The organism is Endozoicomonas acroporae, assembly GCF_002864045.1.
Taxonomy (GTDB): Bacteria; Pseudomonadota; Gammaproteobacteria; order Pseudomonadales; family Endozoicomonadaceae; genus Endozoicomonas; species Endozoicomonas acroporae.
In genome coordinates this window covers 1-16,649 of sequence record NZ_PJPV01000206.1, presented here as the reverse complement: position 1 = coordinate 16,649, position 16,649 = coordinate 1, and the positions used below count along the sequence as shown (strand labels likewise).

19 protein-coding genes are annotated in these 16,649 nt (G+C 48.4%); 14 read left to right on the top strand and 5 right to left on the bottom strand.

The window, feature by feature from the left end:
• Positions 1-416 precede the first annotated feature (416 nt).
• A complete protein-coding gene (locus tag CX664_RS23945; RefSeq protein WP_101749134.1) occupies positions 417-2,237 on the bottom strand; it encodes an ankyrin repeat domain-containing protein in 1,821 nt (606 codons plus the stop codon).
• An 884-nt stretch (positions 2,238-3,121) separates the two neighbouring features.
• Between CX664_RS23945 and CX664_RS23940 the strand changes: the two genes are divergently transcribed.
• Together CX664_RS23940 and CX664_RS23935 are read left to right on the top strand one after the other, a co-directional pair.
• A complete protein-coding gene (locus tag CX664_RS23940) occupies positions 3,122-4,456 on the top strand; it encodes an MATH domain-containing protein (protein WP_146000291.1) in 1,335 nt (444 codons plus the stop codon).
• A gap of 54 nt (positions 4,457-4,510) precedes the next feature.
• The gene (locus CX664_RS23935; RefSeq protein ID WP_101749132.1) at positions 4,511-4,786 is read left to right on the top strand and encodes a hypothetical protein; all 276 of its coding nucleotides are present in this window, start codon (positions 4,511-4,513) and stop codon (positions 4,784-4,786) included.
• A 235-nt stretch (positions 4,787-5,021) separates the two neighbouring features.
• Here the strand turns inward: CX664_RS23935 and ilvY are convergent, their stop codons facing one another.
• Positions 5,022-5,906, bottom strand: a complete 885-nt coding sequence (ilvY, locus tag CX664_RS23930; protein WP_101749136.1) for an HTH-type transcriptional activator IlvY — start codon at positions 5,904-5,906, stop codon at positions 5,022-5,024.
• Between the two features lie 194 nt (positions 5,907-6,100).
• Between ilvY and ilvC the strand changes: the two genes are divergently transcribed.
• Positions 6,101-7,117 (top strand): ketol-acid reductoisomerase, encoded by a 1,017-nt coding sequence (ilvC, locus tag CX664_RS23925; RefSeq protein ID WP_101749131.1) that lies wholly within the window; start codon positions 6,101-6,103, stop codon positions 7,115-7,117.
• An 86-nt stretch (positions 7,118-7,203) separates the two neighbouring features.
• Here ilvC and CX664_RS23920 read toward each other — a convergent pair whose 3' ends face one another.
• Entirely contained in the window at positions 7,204-7,857 is a 654-nt protein-coding gene (locus CX664_RS23920) for a DUF2959 domain-containing protein (protein WP_101749130.1), read from the bottom strand.
• Entirely contained in the window at positions 7,854-8,054 is a 201-nt protein-coding gene (locus tag CX664_RS23915) for a YqaE/Pmp3 family membrane protein (protein ID WP_101749129.1), read from the bottom strand. Before CX664_RS23915 ends, CX664_RS23920 begins: the two co-directional genes overlap by 4 nt.
• 149 nt (positions 8,055-8,203) lie before the next feature.
• Between CX664_RS23915 and CX664_RS27290 the strand changes: the two genes are divergently transcribed.
• The 5 genes from CX664_RS27290 to CX664_RS23890 all read left to right on the top strand — a co-directional run bounded on the left by CX664_RS27290 (position 8,204) and on the right by CX664_RS23890 (position 11,656).
• Complete coding sequence (locus CX664_RS27290; RefSeq protein ID WP_219622289.1) at positions 8,204-8,413, top strand: hypothetical protein; 210 nt, start codon at positions 8,204-8,206, stop codon at positions 8,411-8,413.
• Between the two features lie 87 nt (positions 8,414-8,500).
• A complete protein-coding gene (pssA, locus tag CX664_RS23905) occupies positions 8,501-9,334 on the top strand; it encodes a CDP-diacylglycerol--serine O-phosphatidyltransferase (protein WP_101749128.1) in 834 nt (277 codons plus the stop codon).
• A gap of 170 nt (positions 9,335-9,504) precedes the next feature.
• Positions 9,505-10,542 (top strand): protein-methionine-sulfoxide reductase catalytic subunit MsrP, encoded by a 1,038-nt coding sequence (gene msrP / locus CX664_RS23900; protein ID WP_101749127.1) that lies wholly within the window; start codon positions 9,505-9,507, stop codon positions 10,540-10,542.
• A 20-nt stretch (positions 10,543-10,562) separates the two neighbouring features.
• Positions 10,563-11,150, top strand: coding sequence for a protein-methionine-sulfoxide reductase heme-binding subunit MsrQ (locus CX664_RS23895; RefSeq protein WP_101749126.1), 588 nt, complete (start codon positions 10,563-10,565; stop codon positions 11,148-11,150).
• Between the two features lie 83 nt (positions 11,151-11,233).
• Entirely contained in the window at positions 11,234-11,656 is a 423-nt protein-coding gene (locus CX664_RS23890; RefSeq protein WP_101749125.1) for a hypothetical protein, read from the top strand.
• Here the strand turns inward: CX664_RS23890 and CX664_RS23885 are convergent.
• The gene (locus CX664_RS23885; protein ID WP_206679428.1) at positions 11,643-12,002 is read right to left on the bottom strand and encodes an HMA2 domain-containing protein; all 360 of its coding nucleotides are present in this window, start codon (positions 12,000-12,002) and stop codon (positions 11,643-11,645) included. The two genes, CX664_RS23890 and CX664_RS23885, sit on opposite strands and share 14 nt — an antisense overlap.
• A 141-nt stretch (positions 12,003-12,143) precedes the next feature.
• Between CX664_RS23885 and CX664_RS23880 the strand changes: the two genes are divergently transcribed.
• The 6 genes from CX664_RS23880 to CX664_RS23855 are packed head-to-tail and all read left to right on the top strand — an operon-like array spanning position 12,144 to position 16,075.
• On the top strand, positions 12,144-12,479 hold the full coding sequence (locus CX664_RS23880) for a cation transporter (protein WP_174783941.1): 336 nt from the start codon (positions 12,144-12,146) through the stop codon (positions 12,477-12,479).
• A complete protein-coding gene (locus tag CX664_RS27285) occupies positions 12,472-13,056 on the top strand; it encodes a hypothetical protein (RefSeq protein WP_219622288.1) in 585 nt (194 codons plus the stop codon). The genes CX664_RS23880 and CX664_RS27285 overlap by 8 nt, the downstream gene beginning before the upstream one ends.
• The gene (locus CX664_RS23870; protein WP_101749123.1) at positions 13,056-13,409 is read left to right on the top strand and encodes a YtxH domain-containing protein; all 354 of its coding nucleotides are present in this window, start codon (positions 13,056-13,058) and stop codon (positions 13,407-13,409) included. Before CX664_RS27285 ends, CX664_RS23870 begins: the two co-directional genes overlap by 1 nt.
• 5 nt (positions 13,410-13,414) lie before the next feature.
• Positions 13,415-13,726 (top strand): magnetosome protein MamC family protein, encoded by a 312-nt coding sequence (locus tag CX664_RS23865; protein ID WP_101749122.1) that lies wholly within the window; start codon positions 13,415-13,417, stop codon positions 13,724-13,726.
• The gene (locus CX664_RS23860) at positions 13,713-14,012 is read left to right on the top strand and encodes a YtxH domain-containing protein (RefSeq protein ID WP_101749121.1); all 300 of its coding nucleotides are present in this window, start codon (positions 13,713-13,715) and stop codon (positions 14,010-14,012) included. The genes CX664_RS23865 and CX664_RS23860 overlap by 14 nt, the downstream gene beginning before the upstream one ends.
• Positions 14,009-16,075 carry a heavy metal translocating P-type ATPase gene (locus CX664_RS23855; RefSeq protein WP_101749120.1) on the top strand — a complete coding sequence of 689 codons (2,067 nt, stop codon included), beginning with the start codon at positions 14,009-14,011 and terminating at the stop codon, positions 16,073-16,075. The genes CX664_RS23860 and CX664_RS23855 overlap by 4 nt, the downstream gene beginning before the upstream one ends.
• Positions 16,076-16,649: the final 574 nt, after the last annotated feature.

Sequence of the window (16,649 nt, the reverse complement as noted above, 5' to 3'; positions counted from 1 at the left end):
GGAAGTTGTACGAAGTGGGGTCACCGGTATTTCCCGTGGGGAAAAAGTGTTATCTCTTTAAGCGCTGACTGTTAAGTAGTTGGCCAAATGGAATCGTATATTTCTGGCTAAGTGGGCAGTTACTATGCAAGGCGCAACGTAGGGAGCATAGCCGTAGCTATGTGACCGGAGTTGCAACGCCGCAGAGTGACTGCCCACTTAGCCAGAAATATATGATTTCATTTGGTTAACTACTTAATCTTTTACCCCGGAGTCGGGCTTCGGGGTGAATTATTCAAAGCCCCTTGGTGGGGGAGTTTTGGCTTAGCCGGGTTTCAGTTATTTGGAAGATTGCTTTCTAATACTTCCAGCATCATAATGCCGTGCCTTTTATTCCTCTTGCTGCTGCTTATTTTGTCCCCGATTGAATAACAACATCAAAGGTTCTCAGATAGATTTACTGATGGCTGAACCTTCAGAAGATTGACGATGTCTGTGTAGGTTGTGATTTCTGCTTTTTTGGCCATATAGAGTGTGTTGGAGAATGTCAGAGTACTAAAGAAGTGGTCTACCCCTACGCTGTTTTGAGCTCTCGTTAGAACAGTGTCTGAAAGTTCAAAGGCGGTCTTTCCGTTTTGGGCTCTGACTTTGGTGGAGGCACCTTGGTCAATCAGGCGCTGAACTGCATTTGAATAACCTTCAATGGCCGCATAATGGAGGGGGGTCATCATGCCAACATCCTTTGCCAGCGCATCTGGTGTGACATCCACTCTGCTGGTGGTAGCGTTGACGAAAGCACCATGGCCAATCAGTTGATCAATAACCTTTGACTTACCAAATTTAGCCGCAAGATGCAGAGGTGTTTGTCCCTTGCTATTTTTGGCATTGACGTCAACTTTACAGGCAATCAGTACCTCAATGGCGTCATGTGCGTGGTGGCTGAAGACTGCACAGTGCAGGGTCGTCCATCCAGAATGGTAAAGGGTATTAACGTCGGCGCTCCGGGTTATCATGGCCTGGATTTTGTCTTTTTGTCCCTCCATAATCACCTCGTGAAAGGCTGATTTACAAGAGCCTGGATAACGAAGCGTGTTAATGTCAGCCCCCGGAGTTCTGGCTAGCAATTGGTCGAATAGATCCCAGTCATTGATTTTAATCAGTTCACTGAGCAACCCGGCACGCATATCGTCACAAGGAGCCTCAGAGCGGCACAGGCCACGGGCTAACGACTTGATGATGGGTGTAGTCAGTTTGTTTACTCTGTTTATCCAGCTCCATAGCGTCTCGCCACGGCCAATAAGTACATTGGTGGCTGCGCCAGCGGTCAGCAGAAGATCAACGATCTTAACCTGACCGGTCTCAATAGCAATGTGAAGTGGTGTTTTTTTGTACTGTTTCCGGTGGAATTCCCTTTCACCGTATCTTACTGTGGATTTGTCGGTTCTCTCCCTTATTCTTCCTATGTTAAAAAAATGGTGTATTGCCGTTTCAACCCTAAACACTTTTGGCAACCATGGGGCTTGGGCATCAATATTAGCGCCCCTGTCAAGCAATAGCCGAATGGCATCATGTTGCCCATGTTCTACCGCAAAATGAAGGGGGGTCCTGCTGCCAGCAGTGATATCAGCGCCTTTGTCAAGCAAAATCTTAATGGCATTAAGGAAACCTTTTGCAGCCGCAAAGTGAAGTGGGCTTCTTTCATCCGGGACGAGGTGATTAATGCCAGCGCCACTGTCAATAAGGGCAATTATGGCCGCTTCATGACTATTTAACATCGCAAGGTGGAGGGGAGTATCACCGTGCCTGGTGGGGGGAGTGAGGGCATTGACGTCGGCACCGTGTTTAATAAGACAGTTGATCGTCGCTACATCACCTTTGCTAGCCGCGCAGTGCAGGGCAGTTATCCCGTCTTTAGTAGTGATGGCACTGGCATTTGCACCCTGTTCAAGCAAACCATCGACAATATCAGACTGACCTCTGGCAGCTGCCACGTGGAGTGGCGTCTTCTCAGGGTACAAACAATGGGCAATTTTCCGTTTACAGAGTGGACAGCCGAAATCCGCATGTTTTGGGTCTGTAAGCCACTGATCAATGCACCAATTGTGATAGATATGGGTACAGGGAAAGGTCGCAACAATACCACTGTTACCCGGGTCTTCAAGGCAGATAGCGCAGTTTTCAGTTTCCACATGTTCTGGTTGAGAGACCAACGGGGCTGCAGTAGTTGGTATCGGGTTACAGCGATTGACATTATTCATTACTAAAATACTAAAGCCTCAATACGTTACAGATGATTGCCAGCTTAATTAATCATATTTAAAACTGCCTGAATGGTTAGACTGGCCTATAAGCTATTAGTTCAGTTTCTCTGTAGAAAAGGATAATCATTGTTTGTCCTTTGGTATCAATCAACTTGCTGAAGAGCACTACTTTGGATAATTGAAGACTTTTTATGGTTTTTTATTTTTGCCGGGACTCCCCCGCATGCAGGACTTTTATAAGCGGCTTTTTTTTGATTATGTCATTTCATTCCTTTCTTGGTTGAAGTAGAGCAATACTCTGGTTCAGACGGGTTGTCAGGTAATCATTTTTCAGGTTTATTTACCTGGTTTACGACAGACGTTACACAAATATCATTCTGAAAGATTTTTTTTATAGTGTGGGTTTCCAGGCTGGCATGGCCATCAGCAATATTCCGGGTATCTTTTCTCGTTCAATTATTTCTTCTTGTTTTAGCCGTTCATTGGTAAATTGAGGTTGGAATGTAGAATTATTACTAATCATGAATGTATCCCCAAAGCAATTTCCGTTACTGACTGAAAGAGCGTTAATAGGTGTATTTCGCTGCTTTTGTGTTGATCGTTATTTAACGGTATAGCATTAAGAAGATCTTGGAATGGTTATAACTGCATTACTGAATGTCCCGGTAGGTACTACGAGAGTTTATATTATAGGAGGTTAAAAATTATTCCACTGCAAGGATTGAACAGAGATATGTGTGCTCAATCATCGGGCTATGCCAGGATGTTGAATAGACACTTGATCTACCTCAGATAAGATCTAGACTGCTCAAGTTGTAAGTCAACGGGTGATATTGAAAACAGTCGTCAAATATTCCAGGGTCGTTAAAGAGGAAATCATAATGACACCGATTTCAGCCCAGGCTTCAATCGCCACTGCTAATACCAGTGATCCTAACGGTGTTCCTGAAAAATCCCAAACGGCCACTTTTTCTCATCGAAACGTTTGTTTTACGATGGATCTTCCTTCGAGAAAAATACAATGCAGCGGTGAAAATCATTTAATAACATCGATAGCGCAGTGTCTGGGAGAAGGGCATCTTTTGTGCCGGGACTGTCAGTTGACCTCCAGCCCCGGAACCCTGACTCAAATGCCCAAATGTCCACTTGACGGCTCCGATATCGTGGATGACATTGCCGAAACCCGCAGTTTCGGACACACAGAGATACCATGCCCTTCTGCTACCACATTTGAACCTCGCCATGAACCGGCCTGTACCTGGAAAGGCCCTTACCGGGAGGTCAAATCTCATCTGGATGAATGTAATGGAATTCCTGACAGCACCAAATTAATGATGCAGGGTCAGCACCTAAAAGAGCTGCAAGCACAACTCATGAATTCAGAGAAAAAACAAAGTGCGAGGATACAATCTCTGACTCAGAAATATGAAGCGCTGGATCAAGGAACGCTTCAGGTATTGAAACGAGATGCAGATAACCTGCTGCCATTATTGACTAGAGCCGTTCTCTGCTTAGGCAATGCGAATCGGAACATCGGCAGATTACGAACGCGGCTTGATCGATTGGAAGAACGCACTGGTAACATGGAGCGGCAGTTCAATAGTTTTGTTTTCCGAAGCGCCCGGCAATCAGCTGTCGAGAGTTTAGCCGCCGAGCAAAGATACCTGACTAACCTGCAGCGATCTTACGTAACGGCTGGAAGTTTGTCTCCCATGGAGTCGTCTGATAATACAGGTAGATGTGTTGACGTTTTTTTATGGCGAATAGATGGGGTCCAGTCATGGCTGGCAGATGCCGCAACAAAAAAAGATCAGAGTCATTATGGTCCGGCAGTCTATACAACAGACCGCTACTGTGTGTCCGGACAACTTTCTTCTTATGAACAAGCCAGTGCAAGAGGTTATCTCGGGGTCTATATTGCTGTGTGGAAAGGTCAATACGATGAGCAGATTCGCTGGCCAATGAATAAGATGATCTCGGTGTGTCTGATTGATCAAAATGACCCTGCCAAACGTGCAGGGGGAATGTTTGCCTCTGAGGAGAAGCCAGGCTTCCAAAAACCGCAAAAGCGGGTAAATAGCGGATGGGGCTTTTCTAAATTTTTGGCACTGAATGATCTGAGCAATCCTGAAATTGTGCAAAATGACTCTCTGCATATAACGATTAAACTTGAGGATCCCTCACCTGGCTCTGGTGCATCAGAACGGCATCATTAAATATATAAAAGTCTGCTATGTTCATGGCTCATTCAATAAAAACAGGTAGTACCTATGTCACTGGAAGCCAAGGTAAACGCTCTCGACTATGCGTTCCAGGAAAACAACAAAATCCTTGAGGCGACTCACGGAGTTGTATCCCTGATCCTCAATGAACAACGTGAGAAGTTCAAAAAGGTTGATGCATTTATTGCAGAACAAAAAGCATTCAACAAAGAGGTTAATGCGTTTATTGCAGAACAAAAAGTATTCAACAAATCGGTTGACCAGCGTTTCGACAAAACCGAAGAGTTGCTCATTCAAATCGTCAGCCACCTTGCCAGCAAGTAACACGCCACCTAACAACAGCAACAAGGGAAACAGTGCGCCTTACGCACAGGCATCATTTACTCAGCCTGTTCGTAATGTTCATCAAACGTAGACGGTCTGCATGGAAGAACTCTTCCGTCTACAACCAGAATCCAGTCACCCTTGCAGACAGCAGCATCCCCTATTTTTGGATTTTCCAAATAAAGCCGTTCTACCTTTATAAAAAGATAACTCATTCAGTGACGTGCAAACCCGTTTACTCGGATAGCTGCTGCCAGAATGCGGCAATCAGTGGATTCTTCAACTTCTTTTCCAGTACACACAGCCCCACTTGATAAGGCTTAAGTTCCGGACTGACGGTTAACACCTGAACCTTTCCAGCCAGCGGGCTGTTATTCAAGACAATCTCAGGAACCACACCAACACCAAAACCAAGGCTGACCATACTGACAATGGCCTCATTGCCAGCCACCTGGGCATAGATTTGTGGGTGCCTGCCATTAGCCTGAAACCAGGCATCCAGTCTTTGCCTTGCTATTCCCTGTTCCTGCAAAATCATGGGAATGCCTTCAAAGTCATCAACCAGCAGGGATTTGGCGTTAAGGGTTTCTGCCAGCCGGGATTCAACAGGGGCAATAAACCGTAGCGGTGAAACAGCTATTTGCTGAAATGCCAGTCCGGCAGGGAGGTTGTCAGGCCTGGCGGTAATGGCCAGGTCTTCCTGTTCGGTTAATACCCGTTGAATCGCTGGCTCAGGATCACCGGTATGCAGTTTGATTTCAATGCCCGGGTATTTTGGTCGAAACTGGCTGAGAATCTCATAGAGAAAGCTATAACTGGCGGTGACTGAGCAATACATGCTCAATGAGCCGTGAAGTTCCCCGGCACCAGCCACCAGTTCATGATGAATAATGTCCCATTGCGAGAGCGCTTCACGGGCATAAGCCTGAAATCGTTTGCCTTTTGGTGTGAGCGAGACACTTCGATTGTTCCTTTCAAACAGTGTCACCCCCAGCTGATCTTCCAGCTGCTTGATGTTGCGACTCAGGGTTGACGGGCTGACATGGCAAATAAGGCTGGCCCTGTTGAAATGCAGGGATTCCGCCAGTGCGAGGAACTGTTTCAGAGGGCGAAGGTCTATAGCCATAGAGAAATCAGGGTTATTTCATGTTTTGCAATTTTAAGTTGCAAATATATCACTAAATGCAACTATACGCAGAATTACCCATCGGTTATGGTGTACCCCACGTTGGGAGAGCGGCGACTGTGGGAAGCCGCTGTGTAAATAACAAGCCTAAATCCACCGGACCGGTGTTTTCTTTCAGGAGTTATTCGATGAAAGTTTATTACGATAAAGACTGTGACCTCTCCATTATCCGTGGCAAAAAAGTCTCTATCATTGGCTATGGCTCTCAGGGTCATGCCCACGCTAATAACCTGAAAGACTCTGGTGTTGAAGTAACGGTTGGCCTGCGTAAGGGCTCCTCTTCCTGGGCCAAGGCGGAAGCAGCGGGTCTCCTGGTGGCAGAAGTCCCCCAGGCTGTTGCCCAGGCTGATGTGGTTATGATTCTGACACCGGACGAGTTCCAGTCCCAGCTTTACCGGGAGGTGATTGAACCGAACCTGAAGCAGGGAGCGACCCTGGCTTTTGCCCATGGTTTCGCCATCCACTACAACCAGGTAGTACCCCGTGCTGATCTTGATGTCATCATGATTGCCCCCAAGGCACCGGGCCATACTGTGCGCTCAGAGTTCGTTAAAGGCGGCGGCATCCCAGACCTGATTGCTATTTTCCAGGATGCTTCCGGCCAGGCCAAAGACGTTGCGCTCTCCTACGCGTCAGGTGTCGGCGGTGGTCGTACCGGTATCATCGAAACGACGTTTAAAGATGAAACGGAAACCGACCTTTTTGGTGAACAGGCCGTGCTTTGTGGCGGTGCTGTTGAGCTGGTCAAAGCCGGTTTTGAAACCCTGACGGAAGCGGGCTATGCACCGGAAATGGCTTACTTTGAGTGTCTCCACGAACTCAAGCTGATTGTTGACCTGATGTACGAAGGCGGTATCGCCAATATGAACTACTCCATCTCTAACAATGCGGAGTACGGTGAGTATGTGACCGGTCCACGGGTTATCAACGACGAGTCCCGCAAGGCAATGCGTGAAGCACTGAAAGATATTCAGAACGGTGAGTATGCCAAGAAGTTTATCTCTGAAGGTGCTCTGAATTATCCATCCATGACCGCCTATCGTCGCAACAATGCGGCCCACCCGATTGAGAAAGTGGGTGCCCAGCTGCGGGAAATGATGCCCTGGATCACCGCGAACAAGCTGGTTGATAAAGAGAAAAACTAAGACTGGGTAGTTAGAGTTGTCGCTTGAAAAAACAGGATATTTCGCAAGAAATATCCTGTTTTTCGTTGAAGATAAGGAGCCGAAAATCAGGGCTGCTTGAGCGCTTGAATAAACTGCCGTGACTGGTCAATGGAAACCTGCATATCACTGATCAGGCGATCAATATCCGCCTTGATGGTGTTGAACTCTCCTTTCAATGCGCTGATGGCCCGGGCATTCAGGTTATGCTTCAGATAAAGTACCTGATCCTGAAAGGCATCCAGCACCGGCTGCATCCGTTGTTCAGATTTTTCCAGACTGACCATCATTCGCTGATACTGACGTCGGGTGTCTTTCAGCTTCTGGGCACTGGCCCTGCGCAGGCTATCGCTCTTGTAGAGATTGAGTTCGTCTTCCCATTCGTCAAACAGTGCATCAGACACACTCTGGACGCTGGCAATGCGGTCTCTTACTCGCTCTGCAGCGGCCAGGCTGTCCTGATATTCTGAGTTAAGGTCATTGTAGGCAGCTTCCAGGTCGCCACCCTCAAAGTTGATAACACTCTGGAATTGCTCCAGTGCACTTTGGAATTGCACCTGTGCCTGCTCCTGTGCAGTTTGGGTATCTTCAATGCGATCCACCATAATATCGCGCTTATGGATGCCTACTTTTTCCATGGCGCTGTAATAAGTGCTCTGGCAACCGGCCACCAGGAGCGTCGCTACGAACAGGGTGGCTGTCTTTAGTGTTGCAGTTTTCATCGGTGGTTCTTCTCAATGGCGTCGATCAGTTCTTTGTTGCGTTTGTCGGCCAAATGGCTATTCACCACAAACAACGCATGGATAACACCCGGCAACCAGGCACATAAGGTAAGGATAATATTCAAGATCACTTGAAATGGCTTACCGCAGAGTAGCACAGCCAGCGGCGGTAAAATAATGGCCAGAAAATAGCGCATAACCTGTCAACCTGTTCACTAATTAACTATTGCCCGATTTTGTATCACAATGCTTTTTTGGCATAAACCGGCCATTTTCAGCATTTCACAACCCATGGTGGTTTGGCAAACACTGTGCTCAATAACCCGTTATGGTTGGGAGCATAGCAATGCTGGTTATCCTTGGGGGAATGGGGCCACTGGCCACCGTGGATTTTATGCAGAAAGTGATCGCCCTGAGTCTGGCGAACAGCGATCAGGAGCATTTGCCGATGTTGGTACAGAAATCAAGCTTTACCGAAATGATGTTCGTCTGCACGCTGGCGCTGAGCGGTTCTGGTCTGCACTTGGTAAACGATGTCAGAGAGGGTGGTTACTGACCTAATGTTTGATCTCATGGTGTCCCTCAAAAAGCGTATTCGTGATACAGTCTCACGCTGATTCTGTAATGATGAGCAGATGCACCAATGACTGAGAAAATGGAAAAGCCGGAGAGTAATAAAGATGCCGTCGACGGTTTTTTTCCTGTAGACGAGCATGAAGAAGAAGTGATTGAAGAAGGGCAGGCGATTCGTCGCAAAGGGATCTACCTGTTACCCAATCTTTTCACCACCGGCAACCTGTTTTGTGGTTTTTACGCCGTTATCGCTGCGCAGGCGGGTCATTTTTCCCTGGCCTGTATTGCCGTATTTGTCGCCATGATTCTGGATGGTCTGGATGGTCGTGTCGCCAGGATGACCAACACCATGAGCAAGTTTGGTGAGCAGTATGACAGCCTGGCGGATATGGTCACCTTTGGTGTTGCCCCGGCCATGGTAGTTTTCAGCTGGGCGCTGCAGGATCTTGGCAAGTTTGGCTGGATGATTGCGTTTGTCTATGCGGCTTGTGCAGCCCTGCGACTGGCCAGGTTTAATGCCCAGATTGAAGTCACCGACAGTCGCTACTTTACCGGCCTGGCCAGTCCGGCGGCGGCAGCGGTAGTGATTGGTATGGTATGGGCACTAAGTGACTTTGGCCTGGATGGTGAGTCCACCTTCATTGCCATACTTGGTGCGCTGATTACCGGTGGGGCTGGTGTCCTTATGGTCAGCAATATTCGTTATCAGAGCTTCAAGAAGATTGATCTGAGAGGTCGGGTACACTTTGTGTTCCTGCTGGTGATGGTTCTGGCCTTTGCCGTGGTGTTTATGGACCCGCCCCGTACACTGCTGATGATCTTTCTGGCGTATGCCTGTTCTGGCCCAATCACCGCCATCTGGCGGCTTGGGGAAGACAAGAGTGATCACGAAGGAATGGTTTAGATTTTCTTCGATTTTTTATAAAGCCAGCATTGCTGGCTTTTTTTATACCTGAGATCCGTGAGTGCTTGAGCTCTTTAATTTCCCTTGGCATTATGAGGAAAATTCGGCCATTGGTGTGATCACCTCTCCAGAATGACCGCAATAAAAGCAGTGTTTGGTAAGGAGATATCATGCTACTGAAAATAAAAAAACATTCAGATATCGGCAGTAGTGAAATTACACCCGAGCATATCTATCATGACCGACGACGTTTTATGCAGCAGTCCGGGCGTTTTGCCCTGGCCGGGCTGGGGTTGATGTTGGCAGGGTGCTCCCAGGAAGGCGAAGCCAAGGCCATTAGTAAACAACCACAAGACGGTGTTATTCCTTCTCAGCCGGGTCCCGAATGGCTAAAAAAGCAAGTTCTTGCATTTAACCCTGACGTTTATACGACAACTGAAGCACTTACACCACATCAAGTGGTTACTTCCTACAATAACTTTTACGAGTTTGGCACAGGGAAAGGTGATCCGCTCAGGAATGCTCATTCTCTGAAAACCGATCCATGGTCGGTGGTGGTGGAAGGTGAGGTTGCCAAGCCTGGTCGCTACCATCTGGAAGATATTCTCAAGCCTCACGGGATGGAAGAGCGCATCTATCGGCTGCGATGTGTTGAAGCCTGGTCCATGGTGATCCCCTGGATTGGTATCCCGCTGGCCAATATCCTTAAGCAGTTTGAGCCGACGTCCAAAGCCCGTTTTGTCGAGTTTACCACACTGCATGACCCTGAGCAGATGCCGGGGCAGAAGGCATCCTTTGGCTCTCTGGACTGGCCTTATGTTGAAGGGCTGAGAATCGATGAAGCCATGAACCCGCTGACCCTGATGGCGACCGGGCTATACGGCGATATCTTGCCCAATCAGAATGGTGCGCCGTTCCGGCTGGTGGTGCCCTGGAAGTATGGTTTCAAAAGCATCAAATCCATAGTGAAAATTCGTCTGACCGAACAGCAGCCGAAAACCACCTGGGAAACCTCAGCACCTCAGGAGTACGGGTTCTATGCCAATGTAAACCCGGCGGTTGATCACCCTCGCTGGAGCCAGAAACATGAACGACGGTTGCCAGGCACACTGCTGGCACCTAACCGGATTGAGACTCAGCCTTTTAATGGCTACGGCGAAGAAGTTGCTGACTTATACAAGGGCATGGATTTAACACGCTTTTACTGAGTTGTATAAAGGATAGGGCTATGGATCGGGTTGCCAACATCAAGCTTGCTGTATTTCCTCTCAGCCTTTTTCCACTAGCCGATCTGATCATAAAGGCTCTGGAAAACAATCTGGGGCCAGACCCTGCCAGCGCTCTTACCCACGGGCTGGGAGAGTGGGCATTAATATTTTTGCTCTTATCGCTGGCTATCTCACCAGCACGACGGCTGACGGGTATAGGAAAACTGATCCGGTTCCGGCGGATGCTGGGTTTATTCGCCTTATTCTATGCGGTTTTGCATCTATTGGCTTACCTGGCTTTTATGCTGTCCTGGGAATGGCTGACACTGTTAGAAGACCTTTATAAGCGTTCTTATATTATTGTCGGTGCTTTTTCACTATCGATTCTGGTTGCGCTGGGTGTGACTTCAACAAAAAAAATGATGAAGCGGCTGGGTAAGCAGTGGCTTCAATTGCATCGACTGGTCTACGTTGCTGCTGTTCTTGCGGTTATTCATTTTCTCTGGCTGGTTAAAAGTGACTATACGGAACCTGTCATTTATGGCGCTTTACTGGCGATCCTGTTGCTACTGAGGGCCCGGGTGTTTTCTTTTGGCAGAAAGCGGTAGCTATATTTTCAAGTGTTGTAAATAAGATTCATTTTTATTTGCATTATGGTAGTGTTCGGTCTGCTGTATCGGGAGACTGAAACATGGGTTCGAGTAGTGCATTAAAAAAACTAAAAAAGCTCGGTAAAAAGTCAGCCAAACTGCAAACCAGATCATGGATGCAACTGCAGGCACTGGCTGGAAGACAAAGTGTTGGTGTTGCAGAAAAGGTTCAGGTGTTCTCACCTGAGGTAAAATCCATTGTTCAGGATGCTGTCGTCAGCGCTGCCAGAGAACTGGCTGCGCCATGCAATCCATTGATTTCCTGGTTTCAGGAAGGCAACGATGCACCATTTGCTTCAGTTGGTGCCTCTTCTGATTCTCTACAGTCGGCAGTGGAAAAACCCCGGCGTGAACAGTCCATACTGCACATTCCTCTGAAAACCCCACCCTGTAAACAATGTCCGGCAAAAGCCAACGGCATTTGTAAATGTGCCGCTAAAAAGTTTGGGGCTACAGGCTCATAATAACCCGGCTGACGGAGGGGCCCACCAGACGCGTTAAGCCCAGGCCAACCATACCTCTGGCAAAGGTCTTTGTGCCGGAAACAACGGCGTTTTCAATAAAGGAGGGGCGTCCATCCGATTGTAGCCAGCCATTACTGTCCAGAATATCCAGCAGACTTTTACTGTCCAGTTCATTGCTATCAAATTGAATGGCCACTGAACCTGCATGTCGTTTATGGGTCACACGCTGTATGGCGTTGATCTTGCCAAGTTTGGCAATAAGCCTGCTGACATTTTCAGGATTCTGGCGAATATAGTCAGATCGAATCCTAACTCTTTGATTTGTTTGATGAATGTAAGTATTCATAAGCACTTTAGTGTTACTGATAATTATTATCATTCGCGACACTATCATCACTGTTGATTTAAATCAAAAAAAGAGTAAATATTTTTCGTCGTACAATCACCGCACCGCTGTTTCCTCTGTATTGGTGGTATATTCCGGCCCATGCAAAAGCACATCAAACAAGCCCTGATGCTACGGCGATGGGTGTCAATCGGTCATCATTTTCCCGGGCGAATTCGTCTTAAGTACAAGCTGGGTATCTTGACAAAACTGGCAGGTTTTAAAGCAGCGGATATCGAAACGGTGCTTTCTGATATTCCCGCCTTCAAGAATTACATACTAAACTGTGCCACTGACAGCATAGTGATTGATTACGATGCAGAGATCATTAACCCACAATGGCTTGATGAATTGTTTTGTGAATCTGAAGCCGATGCTGCACAGGCCTGTTATCAGATAGCCAGATGTCTGGAACTGGATGGAAGTCGCCATGAGTAACGATGCAAAGAAGGCAGCGGAAGAGTCAGCCTTCAGGCACTATGACAATATGCCGCCCAGCGGAATGCCGCCCAGCGGAATGCCGCCCAGCGGAATGCCGCCCAGCGGGGCCTACGGATACGCAGGCTATGGCCCTTATGCCGCCGCACCAATGGGACAAATGCCTTATCCGCCACCTCACCCTTATTATGGACACCCGGGTTACCCCCATAGCCATTACCATCACCCGGCCATGATGCCTCCACCGCCATACTGGCCAGGCTATCAGCCCGATAGGTCACCGCAAAGTGCGCCTCCACCCGCTCATCCACTGACTGAGCAGGCTCAGGCTGTGGTGGAAAATGCCCTGGGAGAAGACGCCGGGATGTTTAAAGAATTACTGGGCACTCTGGGTGTTAATGACCGGGAATTCTGGAAAGGGGCTATGATCGGCGCAGCTGCGGCATTGCTTCTGGGTAATGAAAATGTGCGTGGTAAATTGCTGGAAATGCTGGCGGGTGCCGGCAGTATGCTCAAAGGGGCAGGCGCTGGAACACCGGAGTCAGCTGAACACAATAACTCAGAGGAAGTCAGATAATGAATGATAAGCGCTTCTGGCAGGGGGCTCTGGTTGGTGCTGCTGCCACACTTTTGCTGACCAATGACAAGGTGCGTGGAAAGCTTGTCGATTTGGTGACTGGCGCTGGCAATATGGTCAAAAGTAGCGGTTCTGCTGTTAAGGAAAAAGCCAGTCACACGGTTGATTCCGTCCGGGAAAATGTAACCACCGGTGGTGAAATTTTCCGTGATACCTATGCGGCGGGTAAACAGGGCTTTCAGGCGTCGGTAAAAAAACATCAATCGCCAAAAGAGCAGCCAGATGTTGAACCGGTGATTGAAATCGTTGAGGTAGAAGCCTCTGCCAACGAGAAACCCGCTCAACCGGAGTGATCCTGATGAGCAATGCAAACAAGAAACTCAGCACCGCCAGCCGGGCAATGATTGCCGGTGCCATGGTGGGTGGCGGAGCATCGGTGATCAGTCGCTGGAATACCTATAAGGCGGGCGACGTGGATACCCATGAACTGGCCAGGGGGGCGGTCAAAGCCGCCCTGCAGGCGGGCGCAGTCAGTGGCGTGACAACTTATGCGGCGGAAAAGATGGCAGGCCGCCCAGTCCTGTCAATGCTGACTCTGGTTGCCGCAGGCACCGCTGGCCTCTATTTAATGGATCAATTGTTGGACAGTAAAAAGCATGACCCGTCATAACCCTTACTATGGCTATAACGCCTACGGCCACTCTCAGTCAGGTGACGTAAGCCGGGAACCAGCTTACCGTCAGCAGAACAGTAAAACCCACTTTGTTATGGGGCTGGCGGCTGGGGCTGCTGTTGCCTATCTGCTCTCGAATAAAAAATTCAGAGAGGGTATGGCGACCACGGGAGAAAAAGCCTGGTCTGCTGTTCGTGGAGAAGTTGAAGAGCTGAAAGAGCGTCTGGAAGATACTCAGGCTGAACTTGAGTATTACCGCAATCTCCACAAAGGCGACAAATGACTGTTTTGCAGGTTAAGCATCACTTGCCAGGACGCATTCGCTTCAAAATCGCCGTATTGCAGGAATACCCGGATACCGGCGCATGGATCAAGCAAGCGTTGTTGAGTATTCAGGGGCTGCATGATATCCGCGTTAATGAAGCGGCGTGTTCAATCGTTGTTCACTACGATACGCAGCTGCTGGATGCAAAGACAATCAGTGCCCGCTTATCTCAGCTCGATCTGGATAAAGCTGAGCAGGAAGAAAGTGAGCATGAATTTACCCGTGGCGATATCGCCCTGAATATCCTTGGAACGCTGGTGGCCGCATTGCTTCCAAATAAATGGGGAAGCCTGCCCACTGCTGCGCTGATTGCACCGGCCATGATCGAAGGCTTGTCTGACCTTGCAGAGCGCAGGGTTTCCGTTGAGGTGCTTGATGCCATTGCTATTGGGCTCTCTTTCTGGCGGGGCGATTATAAAACCGCCATGATGACCCAGAGCCTGATCAGCCTTGGCGAATATATGGAGCAGAAAACCAGCCGTAACAGTGACCAGCTGCTGGCAGATCTGATGCGTCCGCAGGAAAGTGAGGTATGGCGGATCAATGGTGCTGGTCACCGGGAGTTGATTCAGTCAGGTGCATTGCAGGTTGGCGACCTGATTGAGCTGCAGCCGGGTTCAGCAATACCGGCTGATGGCGTTGTGATATCCGGTGCTGCGTTTATTAATCAATCGACGTTGACCGGAGAGAATGTGCCTGTCCGCCGTGAAGAAGGTGCGCTGGTTTATGCGGGTACCACTGTCCACGATGGCACGGTTTCAGTCCGGGTTGAGAAGGTAGGGAGTGAGGCGACCACAGCCCGGATTGCCCAACTGATTTATGAATCACTTAGTGAAAAAAGCGAAATCCAGCAGGTTACCCAGGATATGGCTGATCGCCGGGTGAACATTACCCTGGCCATGGGAGCCGTCGTGTTTGCCCTCACTCAGGATATTAATCGGGTTGCCTCGGTATTCCTGGTGGATTATTCCTGTGCTCTCAGGCTCAGCACACCGGTAACGTTCAAATCCATCATGTTCCGTGCGGCTCAAAATGGCATTTTGTTGAAGGGGGGTAGTGCTATTGAAAAGCTGGTGACCGTGGATACCTGTGTATTTGATAAAACAGGAACACTGACTTACAGCGATATGGAAGTTACGGACGTTGTTCCTCTGTGCAATAACAACACAGGCCGTGATCTCTTGGCTATTGCAGCTTCCGTTGAGGAGCACAGCAATCACCCATTATCCAAGGCTATTGTTAACGCTGCCTGTCATCACGATCTACCGCATATTGAACATGGTGAAGTTGAGTATGTTATAGCTCATGGTCTCAAAAGTACTATGGACGACTACTGCCTTATGATGGGTAGCCGCCACTTTCTTGAAGAACATGAGTCCGTAGATTTTACGTCCTATGAAGATGAAATAATCAAATATGAGGAAATGGGGCGGCATCTGATCTTTATTTCCCATGACAAGAAACTCATTGGCATGATCGGGTTAAAGGATCATCTTCGGGAAGATGCGGTTGCGACACTAAGTGAGCTGCGTAACCTCGGTATTCATGAGTTGATTATGATTACCGGTGATCGTGTCGCGAAAGCTCAGATACTGGGTGATGAATTACAGTTGAATCAGGTATATGCAGAGGTAACACCCGACAGCAAATCAGCCATTGTCGAGCAGTTAAAAGCATCTGGTCGAAAAGTGATGTTTGTGGGGGATGGTGTCAATGACGCACCAGCGTTGACGATGGCTGATGTTGGTATAGCCATGTGTGAAGGTACTGAACTGGCAAGACAGGCTGCGGATGTCGTACTGTTGAAAGATAAACTTTATGGCGTTGCTGAAACCCGGCAATTGGCTCAGCTGGCGATGTCGACCATTCAAAGTAATATCAAACTGGCTGAGTATATTAATAGTGGCATCATGCTGGCCGCTGCCATGGGCTGGCTGAGTCCGGCAGTCAGTGCGTTACTGCATAATGGTACAACGCTGGCAGTGCTTGGGCGCTCAGTCGCTTTAAAGAGGCCCCGATAACGACTGCATAATAGTGAAATGTCGTATACGTGCTAACCGAGGGTTGGCACAGTCATTCAATTGCGTATAATGCGCCTCACTTCCACGGACTGACTCAAACGGTCATCCACGGATCGGCAGAATGAATGTTCGTCGCTGACCGGGAAGTGCGGTTTGAAAATGGGTTGTTTGGATTGAATGAAAAACAACCGGTTGACAAATCAAACTGGCGCGGTAATATGCGCCTCCGCTGACAGGGCTTCGGGCAACGTTAGCGAGTTGGAAAGCTTCTGAAAAATGATCGCTTGACAACGAAAGCCGCCACGGTAAGATAGGCGGCCTTGCTTTCGGTGGTCGGTTGGTAGTTGCCAGTGACCAGTTATGCAAAGCAAGCGTTCTTTAACAAGATATCAGACAATTCGTGTGGGCGCTTGTGCGATTGCATCGGTAACAAAGCTTCGGCTTTGAACACTTTAAGATGCTTAATTGATCAAGCGAACATACCTGTAAATTCATGTACGTTTAATTGTGACATTGAGTCGTTGTTTTGTTCTTAGGAATAAAATGACAAAACGATTTAAACTGAAGAGTTTGA